The organism is Paraburkholderia sp. PAMB 6770, assembly GCF_057748135.1.
The window spans coordinates 2,068,468-2,086,060 of the sequence record NZ_CM173239.1 but is presented as its reverse complement, the minus strand read 5'-3'; the positions used below and the strand labels follow the sequence as shown (position 1 = coordinate 2,086,060).

Annotated in this window: 15 protein-coding genes; 11 read left to right on the top strand and 4 right to left on the bottom strand. The window is 68.4% G+C overall.

Annotated elements, in window-relative coordinates; all coding sequences use genetic code 11:
- Positions 1–13: 13 nt before the first annotated feature.
- The gene (locus tag AC3AP7_RS26670; RefSeq protein ID WP_487363296.1) at positions 14–697 is read right to left on the bottom strand and encodes a DJ-1/PfpI family protein; all 684 of its coding nucleotides are present in this window, start codon (positions 695–697) and stop codon (positions 14–16) included.
- A gap of 113 nt (positions 698–810) precedes the next feature.
- Here AC3AP7_RS26670 and AC3AP7_RS26665 point away from each other — a divergent pair, with 113 nt between their 5' ends.
- The gene (locus AC3AP7_RS26665) at positions 811–1,800 is read left to right on the top strand and encodes a GlxA family transcriptional regulator (RefSeq protein ID WP_487363295.1); all 990 of its coding nucleotides are present in this window, start codon (positions 811–813) and stop codon (positions 1,798–1,800) included.
- 51 nt (positions 1,801–1,851) lie between these two features.
- Here the strand turns inward: AC3AP7_RS26665 and AC3AP7_RS26660 are convergent, their stop codons facing one another.
- Complete coding sequence (locus AC3AP7_RS26660) at positions 1,852–2,652, bottom strand: SDR family NAD(P)-dependent oxidoreductase (protein WP_487363294.1); 801 nt, start codon at positions 2,650–2,652, stop codon at positions 1,852–1,854.
- Between the two features lie 125 nt (positions 2,653–2,777).
- Between AC3AP7_RS26660 and AC3AP7_RS26655 the strand changes: the two genes are divergently transcribed.
- On the top strand, positions 2,778–3,725 hold the full coding sequence (locus AC3AP7_RS26655) for a GlxA family transcriptional regulator (protein ID WP_487363293.1): 948 nt from the start codon (positions 2,778–2,780) through the stop codon (positions 3,723–3,725).
- 121 nt (positions 3,726–3,846) lie between these two features.
- On the top strand, positions 3,847–5,694 hold the full coding sequence (locus AC3AP7_RS26650) for a sensor domain-containing diguanylate cyclase (protein ID WP_487363292.1): 1,848 nt from the start codon (positions 3,847–3,849) through the stop codon (positions 5,692–5,694).
- A gap of 22 nt (positions 5,695–5,716) precedes the next feature.
- Here AC3AP7_RS26650 and kch read toward each other — a convergent pair whose 3' ends face one another.
- Together kch and AC3AP7_RS26640 are read right to left on the bottom strand one after the other, a co-directional pair.
- The gene (gene kch / locus AC3AP7_RS26645; RefSeq protein ID WP_487363291.1) at positions 5,717–6,892 is read right to left on the bottom strand and encodes a voltage-gated potassium channel protein; all 1,176 of its coding nucleotides are present in this window, start codon (positions 6,890–6,892) and stop codon (positions 5,717–5,719) included.
- Positions 6,893–6,976: 84 nt separating this feature from the next.
- The gene (locus AC3AP7_RS26640; protein ID WP_487363290.1) at positions 6,977–8,020 is read right to left on the bottom strand and encodes a M23 family metallopeptidase; all 1,044 of its coding nucleotides are present in this window, start codon (positions 8,018–8,020) and stop codon (positions 6,977–6,979) included.
- 695 nt (positions 8,021–8,715) lie between these two features.
- Here AC3AP7_RS26640 and AC3AP7_RS26635 point away from each other — a divergent pair.
- From AC3AP7_RS26635 to aldA, 8 genes are all read left to right on the top strand, one after another.
- Positions 8,716–9,432: an ABC transporter permease gene (locus AC3AP7_RS26635; RefSeq protein ID WP_487365031.1), complete on the top strand. Its 717-nt coding sequence runs from the start codon at positions 8,716–8,718 to the stop codon at positions 9,430–9,432.
- Positions 9,429–10,379, top strand: coding sequence for a glycine betaine ABC transporter substrate-binding protein (locus AC3AP7_RS26630; RefSeq protein WP_487363289.1), 951 nt, complete (start codon positions 9,429–9,431; stop codon positions 10,377–10,379). Before AC3AP7_RS26635 ends, AC3AP7_RS26630 begins: the two co-directional genes overlap by 4 nt.
- An 11-nt stretch (positions 10,380–10,390) precedes the next feature.
- The gene (locus AC3AP7_RS26625; RefSeq protein ID WP_487363288.1) at positions 10,391–11,044 is read left to right on the top strand and encodes an ABC transporter permease; all 654 of its coding nucleotides are present in this window, start codon (positions 10,391–10,393) and stop codon (positions 11,042–11,044) included.
- The gene (locus AC3AP7_RS26620; protein WP_487363287.1) at positions 11,041–12,192 is read left to right on the top strand and encodes an ABC transporter ATP-binding protein; all 1,152 of its coding nucleotides are present in this window, start codon (positions 11,041–11,043) and stop codon (positions 12,190–12,192) included. Before AC3AP7_RS26625 ends, AC3AP7_RS26620 begins: the two co-directional genes overlap by 4 nt.
- A gap of 134 nt (positions 12,193–12,326) precedes the next feature.
- Complete coding sequence (locus AC3AP7_RS26615; protein ID WP_487363286.1) at positions 12,327–12,731, top strand: hypothetical protein; 405 nt, start codon at positions 12,327–12,329, stop codon at positions 12,729–12,731.
- A gap of 306 nt (positions 12,732–13,037) precedes the next feature.
- Positions 13,038–15,014 (top strand): acetate--CoA ligase, encoded by a 1,977-nt coding sequence (gene acs / locus AC3AP7_RS26610; RefSeq protein ID WP_487363285.1) that lies wholly within the window; start codon positions 13,038–13,040, stop codon positions 15,012–15,014.
- 63 nt (positions 15,015–15,077) lie between these two features.
- Positions 15,078–15,680: an acetate uptake transporter gene (locus tag AC3AP7_RS26605; protein WP_487363284.1), complete on the top strand. Its 603-nt coding sequence runs from the start codon at positions 15,078–15,080 to the stop codon at positions 15,678–15,680.
- Positions 15,681–16,122: 442 nt separating this feature from the next.
- Positions 16,123–17,547, top strand: a complete 1,425-nt coding sequence (gene aldA / locus AC3AP7_RS26600) for an aldehyde dehydrogenase (RefSeq protein ID WP_487363282.1) — start codon at positions 16,123–16,125, stop codon at positions 17,545–17,547.
- Positions 17,548–17,593 lie beyond the last annotated feature (46 nt).

Below are 17,593 nucleotides of genomic sequence, written 5' to 3'. Positions count from 1 at the left end.
GGCCTGAGCGGGCTCAGCCCGGCAGGGTTGCGGCGATCTGCATCACCACCCGCCGGCGCCGCTCGATACTTTCCGACGCGTCCTGCATGACCCGTTCGACGATCGGGCGGGGCGCCGTGTCGGGGCTGCCCGCGTCGAACGGCGGCGCGGGCGCGTATTCCAGTTCGAGCTGGATTGCCTGCGCCGTGTCTTCGCCCTGCAACTCGGCGGCGACGGTCAGTGCGAAATCGATGCCCGCCGTCACGCCGCCGCCGGTGATCAGGTTGCCGTCGCGGACCACGCGCTCGCGCACGGGGATCGCACCCAGCGGCGCCAGCAGCGCGTGAAAGGCCCAGTGGGTCGTCGCGCGCCGCCCGCGCAGCAGACCCGCCGCGCCGAGCAGCAGCGCGCCCGTGCAGACCGAGGTCACGTAGCGCGCGCGGGCGGCCTGGCGGCGCACGAATGCGAGCGTCGGCGCATCCTGCAACAGGTCGGTGACGCCCGTGCCGCCCGGCACGCAAATGACGTCGAGCGCCGCGCAGTCGTCGTAGGTGTCGGTGGGCGTCAGCACGAGGCCGCTGCTGGAGACGACGGGCTCGCGCGTTTTCCAGATCAGCCGCACCGTCGCGCCGGGCAGCGACGCCAGCACGTCGTGGGGGCCGGTCAGATCGAGCTGCTGCACGCCGGGGAATACCAGAAAGCCGATTTGCACTGTCATGAGAGGACCTCGCGAGAGGCACCGCGCGGCGCGCGATGCATGATGGACAAATCGATTCTAGCGGCGTACCGTGTGGCGAAAACGCCATATCGCAGACAGTTTCCGCCACAACCATGCCCGCCGCCCCACACCCTGCCGTCCCGCTCCGGCCGATCCACGTGCTCGCGTTTCCCGGCGCGCAACTGCTCGACGTGACCGGTCCGCTGCAGGTCTTCGCGTCCGCGAACGAATGCGCGGCGGCGCGCGGCGGCGCGCGGCCTTACGTGCCGCGCGTGATCGCGGCCGAGGCGGGGCTCGTGACGACGTCGGCGGGCGTCGCGGTGCACGCGCATGGCCTGCGCGCGGGGGGCCGCGCAGCGGACACGCTGATCGTCGCGGGTGGGCAGGGCGTGCATGCGGCGGCGCGCAACCGCGCGCTCGTCGCGTGGATCGGCCGCCAGGCCGGCCGCGTGCGGCGTCTCGCATCGGTCTGCTCGGGGGCGTTCCTGCTCGCCGAGGCGGGTGTGCTCGACGGACGCCGGGCCGTCACGCACTGGGCGCATTGCGCGGCGCTCGCGCAGCGCTACCCGCGCGTGAGCGTCGACGTCGATCCGATCTTCGTGCGCGACGGGGACGTCTGGACGTCCGCCGGCGTGACGGCCGGCATCGATCTCGCGCTGGCGCTCGTCGAGGACGACCTCGGGCGCGCGCTGGCGCTCGACGTCGCCCGCGATCTGGTGGTGTTCCTGAAGCGGCCCGGCGGGCAGGCGCAGTTCAGCGCGCTGCTGTCCGTCCAGCACGCGGCCGAGCGCTTCGGCGCGCTGCACGCGTGGATCGCGGACAATCTCAGGGCGGACCTGGCGGTGCCGGCGCTGGCCGCGCGCGTGCAGATGAGCGAGCGCAGTTTCGTGCGCCACTACCGCGCCGAAACGGGGCGCACGCCCGCGCGGATGGTCGAGCAGTTGAGGGTCGAGGCCGCCCAGCGTCTGCTCGACGAAACCGCGTGGCCGCTCAAACGGATCGCGGCGCGCTGCGGCTTCGGCGGCGAGGACACGATGCGGCGCAGTTTCGTGCGCGTGCTCGACATCACGCCGCAGCTCTACCGGCAGCGCTTCGCGCGCTGAACCGCCCGCGGGCGGTCCCGCGCGCTCACACCCCGTCGGAACCGCATACCGTCACGCCGGCGCGCGATACCGCGCGGCTGCGACGTTGCTCGACAGGTTGCCGGACATCGCCTGGCGGGCCGCTTCGAAGGCGTCCCATTGCGCGGCGTCGGCCAGCGCCGGAATCGTGACGGTCTCGCCGCGTTCGAAGCCGACCAGCGCGGCATCCACCATGTCCTCGGCGGACATCACGATGCGGCTGTCGAGGTGTTCGAGCGGCAGGCCGCCGGTTTCCCAGAATGCGGTGGCGGTGGCGCCGGGCAGCACCGCCTGGATGCGGATGCCCTGGGCGGCGAGTTCGTGATGCAGCGACTGGCTGAACGCGAGGACGAACGCCTTGGTGCCGCCATAGACTCCGTTCAGCATCTCGGGCGCGATGCCGACGATCGACGCAATGTTGATCACCGCGCCGCGGCCGCGCGCGACGAAACCGGGCACCGCCGCATACGTGAGACGCGTGAGCGCGGTGACGTTCAGGCCGATCATGCGCTCCATCTGCTCGACGTCGCTGTCGACGAGCGGCGTGTGCGTGCCGATGCCCGCGTTGTTGACGAGCAGCGTGATGCGCGCGTCGTCCCGCAGGCGGGCTTCGACGCCTTGCACGCCGGCACGCGTGTTCAGGTCCGCGACCTGCACCGCGACGTCGCGCCCTGTTTCGCTGCGGATGCGCCCGGCCAGCGCCGCGAGCCGCGCCGCATCGCGCGCGACCAGCACGAGATCGTAGCCGCGGCGTGCGAGCCGCTGCGCGTAGACTGCGCCGATGCCGGACGACGCGCCGGTGATGAGGGCCGTGCCCCCGGATACCTGGGTCATGATTGCGCTCCTGATGAGGTTGACTGGATTACCTGAATCCGTAGAGGCATTCTGGCCGGATTTGACGATGGCGGAAATGACGTATAAGGTCATCTTTCAGGACATCAGGGTTCGGGAGGCAAAACGTGCACCGGGTCGGTTATCTGCTGAGCGACGGCTTTCAGATCATGGCGCTCGCCACGCAGTCCGTGTTCGAGTATGCGAACGTCGTCGCGGGCGAGCCGTTCTACGCGCCGTGCAGTTACTCGCTCGCGGGGGGCGACGTGCATTCGTCGCTGGGCGTGAGCGTCGGCACGCGCGCGGCGCGAGGGCGCGCGGCGGTCGATACATGGATCGTCGCGGGCGTGAACGACCCGCTCGCCGCGCCGTCGCCGGCTGCGCTGCGTGCGTTCCTGCGCCGCGCGGCCGGCCGCGCGCGGCGCGTGGCCGGCATCTGCACCGGCGGCTTTGTGCTCGCCGAGGCCGGGCTGCTCGGCGGGCGGCGCGCCACCACGCACTGGGCGTTCGCGGCCGCGTTGCGCGAGCGCTATCCGGACGTGCAGGTCGAGGCGGACCGCATCTATGTGGTGGACGGGCCGGTCTGGACCTCCGCGGGGATGACGGCCGGCTTCGATCTGGCGCTCGCGATGGTCGAAAGCGATCTGGGCGAGGCGCTCGCGCGCTCGGTCGCGCACAAGCTCGTGATGCATCAGCGGCGCTCGGGCGGCCAGTCGCAGCATTCGGAAATGCTCGATCTCGCGCCCAAATCCGACCGGATCCAGACCGCGCTCGACTATGCGCGCAAGAACCTGGGCCGCGCGCTGAGCGTCGACGAACTCGCGGCGTCGGCCCATCTGAGCCCCCGTCAGTTCAGCCGGGTGTTCACCCGCGAGACCGGCCAGTCGCCCGCGAAGGCGGTCGAGGGGCTCAGGCTCGAGGCGGCGCGTCTGATGATCGAGCAAAGCCGTCATCCGCTCGACGTGGTGGCGCGCGAAACCGGCTTTCGCGACCGCCGTCATCTGCGCGCGGCGTTCGTGCGCGGGTTCGGCTTGCCGCCGCAGGCGGTGCGGCGCGACGCGCGCCGTCCCGCGTGACCCCGGCGCGCGGCGCCGTCGTCCGCGCGGGCTGGGCATAAGCGGGTTTTGTCGTACCGGTTTGGGCGGTGGCGGCGTATACTCGCTCGCACCTTTTCTGCCCGTTTTTCCGAGTATCCGCATGTCCGGAACGCCGACTACCGCCGCCTCACAGACCGCCTCACAGACCGCCTCGCAGGCCGCGTCACAGGCCGCTTCGCAGGCGTCGCGCGGCGCGCTGCCCGCCTCGTGCGAGGCGCCGGCGGACGGGCCGGCGGCGGCGCTCGGCGCACTGATGCGGCTGGCGCTGCGGCAGTTCGGCGTGGCGGCGGCGCTCGTGCTGCCCGGCGCGCGCGACATGCCGGCCGCGGGCGCGCACACGGAAGCGGCCGTGCGTGACGCGCTCCTCGCGCTGCGTTGCGACGGTGCGTTCGACGCGGTGCAGCAGCCGTTTTTCATCGCCGACCTGCACGCCGAGCCGGGCTGGCTGCAGCAGCGGCCCGCGCCGCCGCTGCGGTTTCTCGCCTGCTGGCCGCTGCGCACGCCGTCGGGCGAGCGCGGCGCGTGCCTGGTGCTGGCCGATCCGGCGCCGCGTCTCTTTGACGGCGCGGCGCGCGCCGCGCTCGACGATCTCGCGCTCGCCGCCGCCGGGCTCGCACAGGCCGTCGCCGAGCGCGCGTGGCACGACGCGGAACTCGCGGGGCTGCGCGCGCGCGAGCGGCTGCTGTCGCTGGCGATTGCCGGCAGCGGCACGGGCGTGTGGGATCGCGACGTCGTCAGCGGGGAGATCCGTTATTCGAGCGGCTGGAAGGCGCTGCTCGGCTACCGGCCGGACGAGTTGTCCGACCGTATCGAAGAGGCCTATCAGCGCCTGCACCCGGACGATCGCGACTACGTGAAAGCCGCGATGCAGGCGCATTTCGACGGCCGCACGGACGGCTACGAAGTCGAGCACCGGATCCGCTGCAAGGACGGCAGCTACAAATGGATCTGCAGCCGCGGCAAGGTCGTGAGCCGCGACGCCGAAGGGCGCGCGCTGCGCATGATCGGCACGACCACGGACATCACGTCGCTGCGCAAGATGTCCGATGCGCTGCGCGAGACCGCCCAGCTCGTCACGAACCTGACCAACGAAGTGCCGGGCCTCGTGTTCCAGTACCGGCTGCTGCCCGACGGCCGCGCGTTGTTTCCCTATGCGAGCGCGAACGTCGCCGACATCTATGAACTCGTGCCCGCGCAGCTTGCCGACGACGCCACGCTCGTCGAGCAGCGCATCCATCCGGAGGATCTCGCGCTCTATCGCGCGTCGCTCGACGCATCGGCCACGCAGCTCGCGCCGTGGCACCTCGAATACCGCGTCGTGCTGCCGCGCCAGGGGCTGTGCCGGCGCCAGGGCGACGCAAAGCCGCAGCGGCTCGCGGACGGCAGCACCGTCTGGCACGGCTTCATCACCGACGCCACCGAGCGCAAGCGCATCGAGGCCGAACTGCACGAGTTCGCCACCATCGACGCGCTGACGCGCCTGCCCAACCGCCGTCATTTCATGCGTCAGATGGAGGCGGAACTGGCGGCGCTGCGGCGCGCGGATGGCGTGGCGGCGGCGGTGCTGATGTGCGACCTCGATTTCTTCAAGTCGATCAACGACCAGTTCGGCCATGCGATCGGCGACCGCGCGCTGCGGCATTTCGCCGACATCCTGCATGCGCATCTGCGCGCCGGCGACTTCGCGGGACGCATCGGCGGCGAGGAGTTCGCGGTGCTGCTGCGCGCCGCGGACGTGAGCGCCGCCTATGCGATTGCGCGCCGCATCCAGCGGCGCATCGCCGAGGCGCCGCTCGTCGACGGCGAGCGGCCGATCGTGCTGACGGTCAGCATCGGCATCGCGCCGCTGACGCCGGCCGACCCGAACGTCGAATCCGCGCTGTCGCGCAGCGATCTCGCGCTGTATCGCGCGAAAAAGAACGGGCGCAACCGCATCGAGTGCGCGTAGGCGCCGCGTATTCCGTCCGCGCTCAGCGCGGTTGCGTCGCGCCGAACAGCAGTTGCGCGATGACGTCGTTGTCGATCGTCTCGTTGCTGAGCGAACTGGCGAGCAGTTCGCCCGCCAGCTGCTGCGGCGAGAACACCACGTCCGGCTTCAGCAGCTTGAGCCGCTGCAGGTTGCGCTGCTGGTTCACGAGCGCGATGGTGCGCACGTCCGGCGCAAGCTCCTTGATCGCCAGCACGATGAACGCGTTCTCCGCGTCGTCCGAGCGCATGATCAGTACCGCACGCGCAGTGGTGGCGCCCGCGTGGCCGAGCGTCGTGGGGTCGGTCGCGTCGCCGACGACCAGATCCGCTTCGCGCGGATAGCTGTGCTCGATGTTCGGCGGGACGATCACCGTGATCGGATAGCCGCGCTTGTGCAGCCCGGTGTAGACGCTCAGCGCGACAGGCGTCGCGCCGATGATCAGATAATGGTTCTTGCGGATCACGTTCGAAATGCCTCCCTTGACGATCCGTTTGAGATTGCCGCCGACGACCGGGCCGATGATCGCGCTGATCGACGTCGCGAACACGGTGATGCCGAACACGATCATCGATACGGTGAACAGCCGCGCCGCGCTCGAATGCGGCACGATGTCGCCGTAGCCGACCGTCGACATCGACACGATCGAGAAGTACGCGGCGGTCGCGAGGTCGCGCACGGGCGGCGCGAAGCCGTCGCCGAAATAGAGCGTGCCGAATACCGAATAGATCAGCAGCGACACGATGGCGAGAAACGCGAACAGGCCGCTGGCGGCGATGCTCGTGCGATCGAAGTGCCGCCACTCGTAGACGAGCAGCGCGACCAGCACGACCGTGAACGCGAGCACGAGATGGCCGCGGTAGCCGGCGGTCGCATCGATGGCCGCCGCGCCGGCGAGCAGCAGCAGCGTCAGGACCCAGGCGACGCGGGCGCGCAGCACGAGGCCGAGCGTCATCGTCGCGAGCCCGCCGCCAACCACCAGCCGCGGCAGCACGATCAGCGCCGACGTGTCGACGAAGCGCCAGGCGTCGACCAGCCAGTCGCCATGCCAGACGGGCCCCATGCGCGCGAGCGCCGGCTGGACGATCAACGCTGCATCGAGCGCGACGAGAATGGCCAGATAGCCGTGCGGTCCGAGCGATGTGACAACGCGGCGCAGCCACGGAGGAAGGTGTGTCATGGAACAGCGCGGGCGAATGCGGAGTTGCAACCCTATACCATCTGTCCGCGGTGTGCAATTTCGCGCGTCATGCGGCGCGGCCCATCACAGCAACGCGTCGAGTTGCTCGACCTGCTGCGCGAAGCGCCGCTTGTCGGCGCCGCGCAGCGGATCGCTTTGCGGCAGCGCCACCGTCAGCGGATTGCGCGGCACGCCGTTCACGTGCACCTCGTAGTGCAGATGCGGGCCGGTGGCCCATCCGGTGGCGCCGACGTAGCCGATCACCTGCCCTTGCCGCACGCGGCTGCCGGCTCTCAGGTGCGGTGCGAGTCGCGACAGGTGAGCGAAGGTGGTCGAATACGGTCCGACGTTTTTCATCTCGACCACCCGGCCGTATCCGGTTTGCCAGCCGGCAAACGTGACGACGCCGCGCGCGGTCGCATGGACCGGCGTGCCGGAGGGCGCCGCCAGATCGACGCCCTCATGGGCGGCCCAGCGGTGCGTGAACGGATCGAAGCGCCGCTTCGAGAACGGCGACGAGACGCGGGTGAAGCGCAGCGGATAGCGTCTGAACGATGCCGCATGACGGCGACCGTCGGGCGCGTAGTAGAAGGCCTTGCCCGCCAGGTTGCGGTAGAGGAACACCGTGTGGTCGGCCGTGCCGGTGGAGATGCGCACGGCGACCGGCCGCGGCGGGTGTGCGGCGTGCGTTGCGCGGCCTGTTGCGCCGCGCGGCGAGCGCGCGCGAAACACGAAGCGGATCGTGCTGCCCGGCGGCAGGTCGCGCCGGAAGTCGAGCTGGTCCGCGAACGCGTGCGACAGCGTGAGCGTCGTGGCGGCGTCGATGCCGAGCCGCTGCGCGGCATCCGCAAAGCTGCGCGTAATGACTGCATTCTCGACCGTCAGTCGCGCGGGCGCGGCGGCCACGTGGGTCGCGGAGGCGAGCGGTGCTGAGGGCGCTGCGGGGGCGGCGCTCGCGTTGGCCGGCGCGTCAGTCTGCAAGGGCGGGGAGGTCAACGGCGCGGGATCGTCCGTTGCGGGAGAGACGGGCTCGCGCATCGCCCACACGAAGCAGGCCGATCCGATTGCTGCCGCCACGATCGCGGCGCCCGCCATGCGGGGCGTCGCGGTCAATGCACGAAAAGCCATGTAGTCGATACCGGAGAAACGGGGCCCCGGCCCGCGCTGCGCGACCGGTCAAGGAGGGGGCAGCGTAGAGGGCTTTTCTTAAGCGAGGCTTAAAACGAGGCCTGTTTGGCCGTGCAGCGCGCGGTGCCGCGCGGCGATGTCTGGTCACCGGGAAAACCAGTGGAAAAATTTTACTTTCTGGATTTAATCAGGAATGCGACTTAAAAGTCGGATATGACCGATTGCACGGAAAATGCGGCATAAATGCGCGTGCGGCTGGACCGACGTGCCGATTCACGTTACAATTCTCACGTTTTAATCACATTATGATCCAAGCCACGTAGTGCGACGCGCTGCCCCGCTTTTGCAAGCGGTCGTGTGTTTGTCGTCGCCTCATCAAACGGGACCTCCGGTCCCTGCGGAGCGGTTCGCCTGCTCCGCAATCCTGCCGCCGCAAGGCGGTGCCTTGCTCCGGTGCCTTCGCGTTTTCGCGCAGGGCATGAAGGTCAGAGGAACGCCCGTGCGTTCACGCGTATGCGTGCCGAACCGTCAGAGGTTCGCGTACCCGCCTGCGCGCGAGCATCGTCGCCGGTCCGCGGAATCCTGTTTCCGTTTGCCCTGTCGCGGGTTCGTCCGGTCTTCGCGGTCCGTCGCGAAGCGTCCTGTGTCCTTCCCGGAGTGTCCTGCACATTCCATCGAACAGGAGGGTCATCATGATGAGAACGCGTACTGTCCGGCTGATCGGGATACCGGTCGCGCTTGCCGGACTCGCGTGGGCGCTGACGGAGGGGATCGGCGTCGCTGCGTTGAAAAGCCATGCAGGCGATCTCGCGTACTACACCGGGCGGCAATTGCTGCTGGTCGGCGATTCGATGGCGCTCGCGCTCGCTGTCGGCATCCCGGCCGGCGTGCTGCTGAGCCGGCCTGCGCTGCGGCGGCAGGCCGGGCTGCTGATGCAGCTCTTCAATATCGGCAACACGGTGCCGTCGCTTGCGGTGCTCGCGATCGCGCTCGGCCTGTTCGGCATCGGCGACGCGCCGGCCATTGCCGCGCTGTTTCTCGCATCGCTGCTGCCGATCGTGCGCAACACCTGCGAGGGGGTGAAGAACGTACCGCCTGCGCTGTGCGAGGCCGCACGCGGGATCGGCATGACCGGCGGGCAGGCGCTGCTGCGCGTCGAGTTGCCGAATGCGATGCCGGTCATCGTCGGCGGCGTGCGCACGGCGCTGGCGATCAATGTCGGCACGGCGCCGCTCGCGTATCTGATCGGCGCCGACAGTCTCGGCTCGCTGATTTTTCCGGGCATCTATCTCGACAACGATACGCTGCTGCTGATGGGGGCAGCGGCCACCGCGATGGTTGCGCTGGCGCTCGATATGCTCGTCGCGCTCGGCTCGCGTCAATGGCTCGCTCGCCACGGGGTGCCGGCATGATGCGCGCGCTGAGGTCCATCCTGATAGGGCATCTGGAGCGTGCCGCCGGCCGCGCGCGGCGTCTCGCGCGCGTGGCGGCATGCGGGGCGCTCCTCGCGGCGCTTTGCACGCCGGCCTGGGCAACGACGATCGTGCTCGGCGCGAAGAATTTCACCGAGCAATACGTGCTCGCGGAAATTACCGCGCAGTATCTGCGCGCGCGCGGCTATACGGTCGAAGTGCATGCGGGGCTCGGCAGTACGCTGCTGCGCAGCGCGCTGCGCAACGGCCAGGTCGATCTGATGTGGGACTACACCGGCACCGCCGCGCTGGTCTATGACAGGATCGGCGAGAAGCTCTCGCCGCAGCAGATGTATGCACGCGTGAAGGCGCTCGACGCGCCGCGCGGCCTGGTCTGGCTGGCCGCTTCGCCGCTGAACGATACCTACGCGCTCGGCGTGCCGGGGCGCTTCGCGCAGCGCACCGGTATCCGCACCATCTCGCAGCTCGCCGCCTATCTCGCGCACGACCCCGACGCCCGCGACGACGTGTTCGGCATGGACGCCGAATTCGCGAACCGTCCTGACGGACTGAAGCCGCTGCTCGCGACCTATGGGATGCACTTCGGCCGCGCCCAGTTGCGGCAGATGGATCCGGGCCTCGTCTACACGGCGCTGCATCATGGGCAGTTGAAGATCGGCCTCGTCTACACGACCGATGGCCGCGTGAAGGGCTTCGGCATCGTCGCGCTCGACGACGACCGGCACTTCTTCCCGCCGTACAACGCCACCCCGGTGGTGCGCGAAGCGGTGCTCGCGCGCAATCCGAAGCTGGCCGCGCAGCTCGATGCATTGTCTGCTGTGCTGAACAACGACGTGATGCAGAAAATGAACAAGGCCGTCGACCTCGACGGCGAGCCGGTGCAGGCGGTGGCCGCCGCGTTCCTGCGCGCGCATCCGCTGCCCTGAAGGAGAAACGCATGAACGTATTCGATTATCTGTCGTCGAGCTGGCCGCTGCTCTTGCACCTGACGCTGCAGCATATCGGACTCGTCGGCATGGCGGTGGGCAGCGCGATTGTCGTGGGGGTGCCGCTCGGCGTGCTGATGAGCCGCCACCCGTGGCTCGCGGCGCCGCTGCTCGGTGTGGCGACGGTGATTCTCACGCTGCCCTCGATTGCGCTGTTCGGGCTGATGATTCCGCTCTTCTCGCGGATCGGCCACGGGATCGGCGCGCTGCCCGCGGTGACGGCGGTGTTTTTGTATTCGCTGCTGCCGGTCATGCGCAACACACACGTTGCGCTGGGCCAGGTCGACGCGAGCCTCCGGGAAGCCGGCGCGGGCCTCGGGATGACGTCCTGGCAGCAGCTGCGGCGGGTGGAACTGCCGCTCGCGGTGCCCGTCATCCTCGCCGGCGTGCGGGTCGCGGTCGTGATGAATATCGGCGTGATGACGGTAGCGGCCGTGATTGGCGCGGGCGGGCTCGGTACGCTGATCCTGCGTGCGATCGGCCAGAGCAGCATGATGAAACTGCTGGTGGGCGCCGCGCTCGTCAGCCTTCTCGCGATGGTGGCCGACCTGCTGCTGCAGGCGCTGCAACGCGCATTGACGTCGGAAGGAGTGAAACGGACATGATCGAACTCGATACGCTAAGCAAGACATTTACGCAAAAAGACGGACAGATCGTGCGCGCGGTCGATGCGGTGAGCCTGTCGGTGCCGGCCGGCGAAATCTGCGTGTTTCTCGGCCCCTCGGGCTGCGGCAAGACCACGACGCTGAAGATGATCAACCGGCTCGTCGCGCCGTCGTCGGGACGCGTGCTGATCGGCGGCGAGGACACGGCGTCGCTCGACGAGGTGGACCTGCGCAGGCGGATCGGCTATGTGATCCAGCAGATCGGGCTGTTTCCGAACATGACGATCGAGGAGAACGTGACCATCGTGCCGCGGCTGCTGGGCTGGGACCGCAAGCGCTGCGCGCAGCGCGCGGCGGAACTGATGGCGATGGTCGCGCTCGACCCGAAGCGCTATCTGAAGCGCTATCCGCGCGAGCTGTCGGGCGGGCAGCAACAGCGGATCGGCGTGATTCGCGCGCTCGCCGCCGATCCGCCGGTGCTGCTGATGGACGAGCCGTTCGGCGCCGTCGATCCGGTCAATCGCGAATCGATCCAGAACGAGTTCTTCGAAATGCAGCGCCAGCTGAACAAGACGGTGATCATGGTGAGCCACGACATCGACGAGGCGATCCGGCTCGGCGACCGGATCGCGGTGTTTCGCCAGGGCCGGCTCGTGCAGTACGCGCCCCCGGATACGTTGCTCGCGCAACCAGTCGACGGATTCGTCGCGCGCTTCGTCGGCGAGGACAGCACGCTCAGGCGCCTGCTGCTGGTGCGGGCGGGCGACGCGGTCGCGCCGGCGCCGACCGCGCGCGCGGATACGCCGCTTGCGCACGCGCTCGCGGCGATGGACGACGCCGACAGCGATCACGTGATCGTGCTCGGCGACGCACAGCAGGTGCTCGGCTACGTCGGGCGCCGGGCGGCGCGCGACGCGACGGGCTGCTGCGGCGAGCGGCTCGCCGCGCTTGTGGCGGCGGCGTCGCCGGAGGACAACCTGCGCACGGTGCTGTCGCGGCTCTACCAGCATGGCGTGTCGTGGATCCCGGTGCTGGACGGGCAGGCGCGCTTGCTGGGCGAGGTGACGCAGACGTCGATCGGGGCGCGGCTGCACGGGGAGCCGCGGGTGGCGGACCGCGCCGGCGCGCTTGCTTTGGCGGCCGGTTAGGCGGGCATCGCGAATCGTCGAGTCGCGGGGGCCCTGTCGAGAGAGGGGCCCGAGACCGGCGGGAGGCAGCGGGCCAGGGACATGAGTATACCTATGGCGGTTTTGGAATCGGCATATCTCGCAGTTTTTCGTCAATGATGAGAATTTCAAGATTTTCCCTTCCCAAGGTCATCGTGAAGGGCGACGAATGGAGTGGAGCGGGATCCACGGCCGATTTTACAAGCAGGGGATGGCTTTATTTAACAGATTCTTTTAAAAATCCGGATCTTGCCGACCCAAAAATTCTTGAGGGCGGGACAATCTGTCTCGAAGGTGCAGCCGGTTATTTGCTGGGTGGAACGGGATCGTTCATGCTTCCTGGAATTCATCCGGATCTTCTTGTTTTGGGCATGGTAAAGCCGGATTTGATCGGTTTGGCAATTCGTAATGCTCCTGCGGCGTTGATCATGGGTGGGGTGAACGAAGGGTTGCAGGATGCGGTGGGATTTGCTTTTATGTTTGGGCAGATTTCATATAAGGGGCTTTATACCGGTGGCTAGAAAATGGACGTTTCACAGAAGACATTCTGCTTTGGCGTATTGCCGTACGCGTCCAGGCCGAGCCCCGCAGGTTGGCGAAATACCTCGCACAGCCGTCATCCAGCTCGCAGGAGTATGCGAGCGCACCTCGCTTTCCGTGAGTCTGCCCACTCCCCCATTCCGCGCGCCTTTGCCGCGTAAGTTTCAGGTAAGCAAGCCGGACTAACAATAAAGAAGGGGTGGATTCGCGCCCTGCGCCGCCTGCGGCCGCGTAATACATAAAAACCCGACCTGTCGCGACGCCCGTCGCCATAAAGGAGACAAGCCATGTTGGAGTCGTTGCTGCACGAACACCGCCATTTCGACCCGCCCGCCGCGCTTGCACAAGCCGCGGCCATTTCCGGCATGGACGCATACCGCGCGCTGGTATCGGAAGCGGAGCGTGACTACGAAGGATTCTGGGGGCGTCTGGCGCGCGAGGCGCTGAGCTGGCATGCGCCGTTCACGCAGGTGCTGGACGAGACGGATGCGCCGTTTTACCGGTGGTTCGGGGACGGGCGGCTGAACGCGTCGTACAACAGCCTGGACCGTCACGTGGAGGCGGGGCATGGCGAGCGGGTGGCGCTGGTGTTCGAGGCGGACGACGGGACGGTGACGAACGTCACGTATGCGCAGTTGCTGGAGCGGGTGAGCCGGTTTGCGAACGCGCTGAAGCGGCGCGGGGTGAAGAAGGGCGACCGGGTGGTGATCTACATGCCGATGTCGGTGGAGGGGATCGTGGCGATGCAGGCGTGCGCGCGCATCGGGGCGACGCACTCGGTGGTGTTCGGGGGGTTCTCGTCGAAGTCGCTGAACGAGCGGATCGTGGACGTGGGGGCGGTGGCGCTGGTGACGGCCGACGAGCAGATGCGCGGCGGCCGCGCGCTGCCGCTGAAGGCGATCGCGGACGAGGCGCTGGCGCTGGGCGGGTGCGAGGCGGTGAAGGACGTGATCGTGTACCGGCGCACGGGGGGGACGGTGGGCTGGCAGGTGGGGCGCGATCACTGGATGCACGAGCTGGCGGAGCAGGAGTCGGGGCAGTGCGCGCCGGAGTGGGTGGAGGCGGAGCATCCGCTGTTCATCCTGTACACGTCGGGCTCGACGGGCAAGCCGAAGGGGGTGCAGCACAGCACGGGGGGGTATCTGCTGTGGACGGCGCAGACGCTGAAGTGGACGTTCGACTGGAAGCCTGAGGACGTGTTCTGGTGCACGGCGGACATCGGGTGGATCACGGGTCACAGCTACATTGCGTACGGGCCGCTGACGCTGGGGGCGACGCAGGTGGTGTTCGAGGGGGTGCCGACGTACCCGGACGCGGGGCGGTTCTGGCAGATGATCGAGCGTCACGGGGTGACGCTGTTCTACACGGCGCCGACGGCGATCCGCTCGCTGATCAAGATGGCGGAGGCGGATGCGAAGGTGCATCCGCAGCGCTACGACCTGAGCTCGCTGCGGGTGATCGGCACGGTGGGCGAGCCGATCAACCCGGAGGCGTGGGTGTGGTACCACCGTCACGTGGGAGGCGGGCGCTGCCCGGTGGTGGACACGTGGTGGCAGACGGAGACGGGGGGGCACATGATCACGCCGCTGCCGGGGGCGACGCCGCTGGTGCCGGGCTCGTGCACGCTGCCGCTGCCGGGGATCATGGCGGCGGTGGTGGACGAGACGGGTCAGGAGGTGCCGGACGGCCAGGGGGGGATACTGGTGATCCGGCGGCCGTGGCCGTCGATGCTGCGCACGGTGTGGGGGGATCCGCAGCGTTACGTGAAGAGCTACTTCCCGGCGGAGCTGGGGGGGCGGCTGTACCTGGCGGGGGACGGTGCGGTGCGCGACCGGGAGACGGGGTACTTCACGATCATGGGCCGCATCGACGACGTGCTGAACGTGTCGGGCCACCGGCTGGGGACGATGGAGATCGAGTCGGCGCTGGTGGCCAACGAGCTGGTGGCGGAGGCGGCGGTGGTGGGACGCCCGGACGAGACGACGGGCGAGGCGGTGTGCGCGTTCGTGGTGCTCAAGCGGGCGCGGCCGGAAGGGGAGGAGGCGGCGCGCATCGCGAGCGAGCTGCGGGCGTGGGTGGGCAAGGAGATCGGGCCGATCGCGAAGCCGAAGGACATCCGGTTCGGCGAGAACCTGCCGAAGACGCGCTCGGGGAAGATCATGCGGCGGCTGCTGCGCTCGCTCGCGCGCGGCGAGGCGATCACCCAGGACGTGTCGACGCTGGAGAATCCGGCGATTCTCGAACAACTGACAAAAGCGACGTAACCGTAGCGGCAACGCACGCTACCTGACCAACGGGACCTCGATCCCATCATCAAGGAGACAGTAATGAGCACAGCGAACGAAGCAAAGAAGTACTCGAATCCCGCGCCGCTGGGTCTCGCCGGTTTTGCGCTGACCACGTGGCTCCTGAGCATGATCAACGCCGGCTGGTTCTCCGGCGCCGGCATGGACCTCGTGCTCGCATGCGCGCTCGCGTACGGCGGCACGGCCCAGGCGATTGCGGGCGTGATGGAGCTGCCGCGCGGCAATACCTTCGGCGCGACCGCCTTCCTGAGCTACGGCGCGTTCTGGTGGTCGTTTGCGCTGTTCGTGCTATTCCTGCACGACAAGGTGCCGGCCTCGTTCGTCGGCTGGTATCTGGCGCTGTGGGGCGTGTTCACGTTCTACATGTGGATCGGCACGTTCCGCTCGCCGAAGGCGCTGCAGGCGATTTTCCTCGCGCTGTGGATCACCTTCTTCCTGCTGGCGGCCGGCGAGTGGGCGAGCTCCGCGCTGCTGCACATGGCGGGCGGCTACATGGGGCTGTTGACGGCGGCGCTCGCGTTCTACCTGTCGGCGGCGGAAATCATCAACGAAGCGCACGGACACGAAGTGCTCCCGATCGGCCAGCGCGCCGCGAACGCGACCGCGCACGCGCACGCGGGCTGAACGCCGCACGCCGGCCTGGTCCGGAGGAACCGGCGCGCTGCGCGCCGGTTCCTGGCGCCCGCCCCGCCGGCTCGTGCCGGCGCGTGGCGGGCGTTTTGCTTGCTGGCGCGGCCGCGTCCGGCGTGTTTCCGGATGCGGCTTTCGACGCCTTGGAGCATGACTTTTTTGCGTATCTCGGCGTGAATCCGGTAGGCGCGACATCCAGTCACGCATACGCCGTCATTCTCCCCTGTCCCTGTAGGAATGGTCATCTTGGCCATTTCGGATTACCTCGGTGCGCCACCAGAAATTTTCCAGAACATGCGTTTTATGAATGTTAATCAGAAAAAATAGTCGCTTGTGACCGATCGTCGCACAGGAAAGAATGCTGTCCATGCGCCGGCGGACGACGCCCTTCGTCGCCGGCAACGCGCGGATGCGCGACGTCTTCTGGTAAAGGACCATGCGACTCGATCGGAATTTCATCAACGGCCAGTTCGTCGAACCCGCTAGCGACGAATGCATTCCCATCTGCAATCCGGCGACCGAAGCGCTGGTCGGCCATGTGTCGGCCGCGTCGCGCGACGAGGCGATCGCCGCGGTCGAGGCCGCGGCCGCCGCGCAGAAGGCATGGCGCCGGCTGACGTCGGTCGAGCGCGCCGCGTGCCTGCACCGCATCGCCGACGCGCTCGCCGAAGCGGCGCCCGCAATCGGCGCGGCGCTCGCGGCGGAATCCGGCAAGAGCGTCGCGGATGCCACCGCGGAAGCCGTCTATGCGGCCGAAATCACGCGCTATCACGCGCAATGGGCGCGCCGCATCGAAGGCGAGGTGATTCCGAGCGATTCGCCCGACGAAAACCTCGTGCTGCACCGCGAGCCGATCGGCGTCGTGGCCTGCCTGATCCCGTTCAACTACCCGGTCTACACGCTGATGCGCAAGGTCGCGCCGGCGCTGATCACCGGCAACACGGTGGTGGTGCGGCCGAGCAACCATACGCCGGGCTCGGCGTTCGAGATGGCGCGGGCCATCGCGAAAGCAGGGGTGCCGGCCGGCGTGATCAACATTCTCGCGATGAGTCATGCGAGCGCCGAGGCGCTCTGCACGCACCCGGCGGTCGGCATGATCACGCTGACGGGCAGCGTCGGCGCCGGCCGCAAGGTGCTCGAATACTGCCAGGCGAACATCGCGAAGCCGTCGCTGGAACTCGGCGGCAAGACGCCCGCGATCATCGAGCCCGATGCGGACCTCGAAGCCGCGGCGCGTGCGCTCGTCGCGTCCAGAACCACGCATTGCGGGCAACTGTGCACGGCGATCGAGCGCGTGTACGTGCACGAGAGCGTGCATGAGCGCTTTGTCGCATTGCTGCGGCAACACATGGGCGCGGTGCCGTTCGGCGATCGCGCCGGGGATCCGGCGCGGATGGGCCCGCTCGTCAGCGACGCCGCGCGCCGTGCGATTCATGCGATGGTCGAGCGCGCGGTCGTCGCCGGCGCGAAGCTCGAAACCGGCGGCCGGCTGCCGGAAGGCAAGGGCTTTTTCTACCCGCCGACGCTGCTGTCGAACTGCCGCCAGGACATGGAGATCATCCGCGAGGAAACCTTCGGTCCGATCCTGCCGGTGGTGTCCTATCGCACCCTGGACGAGGCGCTCGCCATGGCCAACGATCACCAGTTCGGCCTCGCCTCGGTGCTCTTCACCGAGAACTACCGCACGGCCATGAAAGTCGCCAACGCGATCGAAGCGGGTGAGCTGTACGTGAACCGCACCCCGGCCGACCCTTACCAGGGCTACCACGCAGGCTGGAAGCGCTCCGGTCTGGGCGGCGACGACGGCAAGCACGGCATGCTCGAATTCACGCAGACCCGCCTCGTGGTGATGAAGTACTGACGCGTTGCGCGGCGCGCCGTCCGCGCGCCGCCACACAATAACCAGA

Excerpts from the sequence above, each read along its gene's own strand:
- acs (WP_487363285.1), top strand. The coding sequence starts at position 13,038 with ATGTTGGAGTCGTTGCTGCACGAACACCGCCATTTCGACCCGCCCGCC.
- AC3AP7_RS26620 (WP_487363287.1), top strand. The coding sequence starts at position 11,041 with ATGATCGAACTCGATACGCTAAGCAAGACATTTACGCAAAAAGACGGA.
- AC3AP7_RS26670 (WP_487363296.1), bottom strand. The coding sequence starts at position 697 with ATGACAGTGCAAATCGGCTTTCTGGTATTCCCCGGCGTGCAGCAGCTC.
- AC3AP7_RS26665 (WP_487363295.1), top strand. The coding sequence starts at position 811 with ATGCCCGCCGCCCCACACCCTGCCGTCCCGCTCCGGCCGATCCACGTG.
- AC3AP7_RS26605 (WP_487363284.1), top strand. The coding sequence starts at position 15,078 with ATGAGCACAGCGAACGAAGCAAAGAAGTACTCGAATCCCGCGCCGCTG.
- kch (WP_487363291.1), bottom strand. The coding sequence starts at position 6,892 with ATGACACACCTTCCTCCGTGGCTGCGCCGCGTTGTCACATCGCTCGGA.
- aldA (WP_487363282.1), top strand. The coding sequence starts at position 16,123 with ATGCGACTCGATCGGAATTTCATCAACGGCCAGTTCGTCGAACCCGCT.
- AC3AP7_RS26625 (WP_487363288.1), top strand. The coding sequence starts at position 10,391 with ATGAACGTATTCGATTATCTGTCGTCGAGCTGGCCGCTGCTCTTGCAC.
- AC3AP7_RS26660 (WP_487363294.1), bottom strand. The coding sequence starts at position 2,652 with ATGACCCAGGTATCCGGGGGCACGGCCCTCATCACCGGCGCGTCGTCC.
- AC3AP7_RS26640 (WP_487363290.1), bottom strand. The coding sequence starts at position 8,020 with ATGGCTTTTCGTGCATTGACCGCGACGCCCCGCATGGCGGGCGCCGCG.
- AC3AP7_RS26635 (WP_487365031.1), top strand. The coding sequence starts at position 8,716 with ATGAGAACGCGTACTGTCCGGCTGATCGGGATACCGGTCGCGCTTGCC.
- AC3AP7_RS26615 (WP_487363286.1), top strand. The coding sequence starts at position 12,327 with ATGATGAGAATTTCAAGATTTTCCCTTCCCAAGGTCATCGTGAAGGGC.
- AC3AP7_RS26630 (WP_487363289.1), top strand. The coding sequence starts at position 9,429 with ATGATGCGCGCGCTGAGGTCCATCCTGATAGGGCATCTGGAGCGTGCC.
- AC3AP7_RS26650 (WP_487363292.1), top strand. The coding sequence starts at position 3,847 with ATGTCCGGAACGCCGACTACCGCCGCCTCACAGACCGCCTCACAGACC.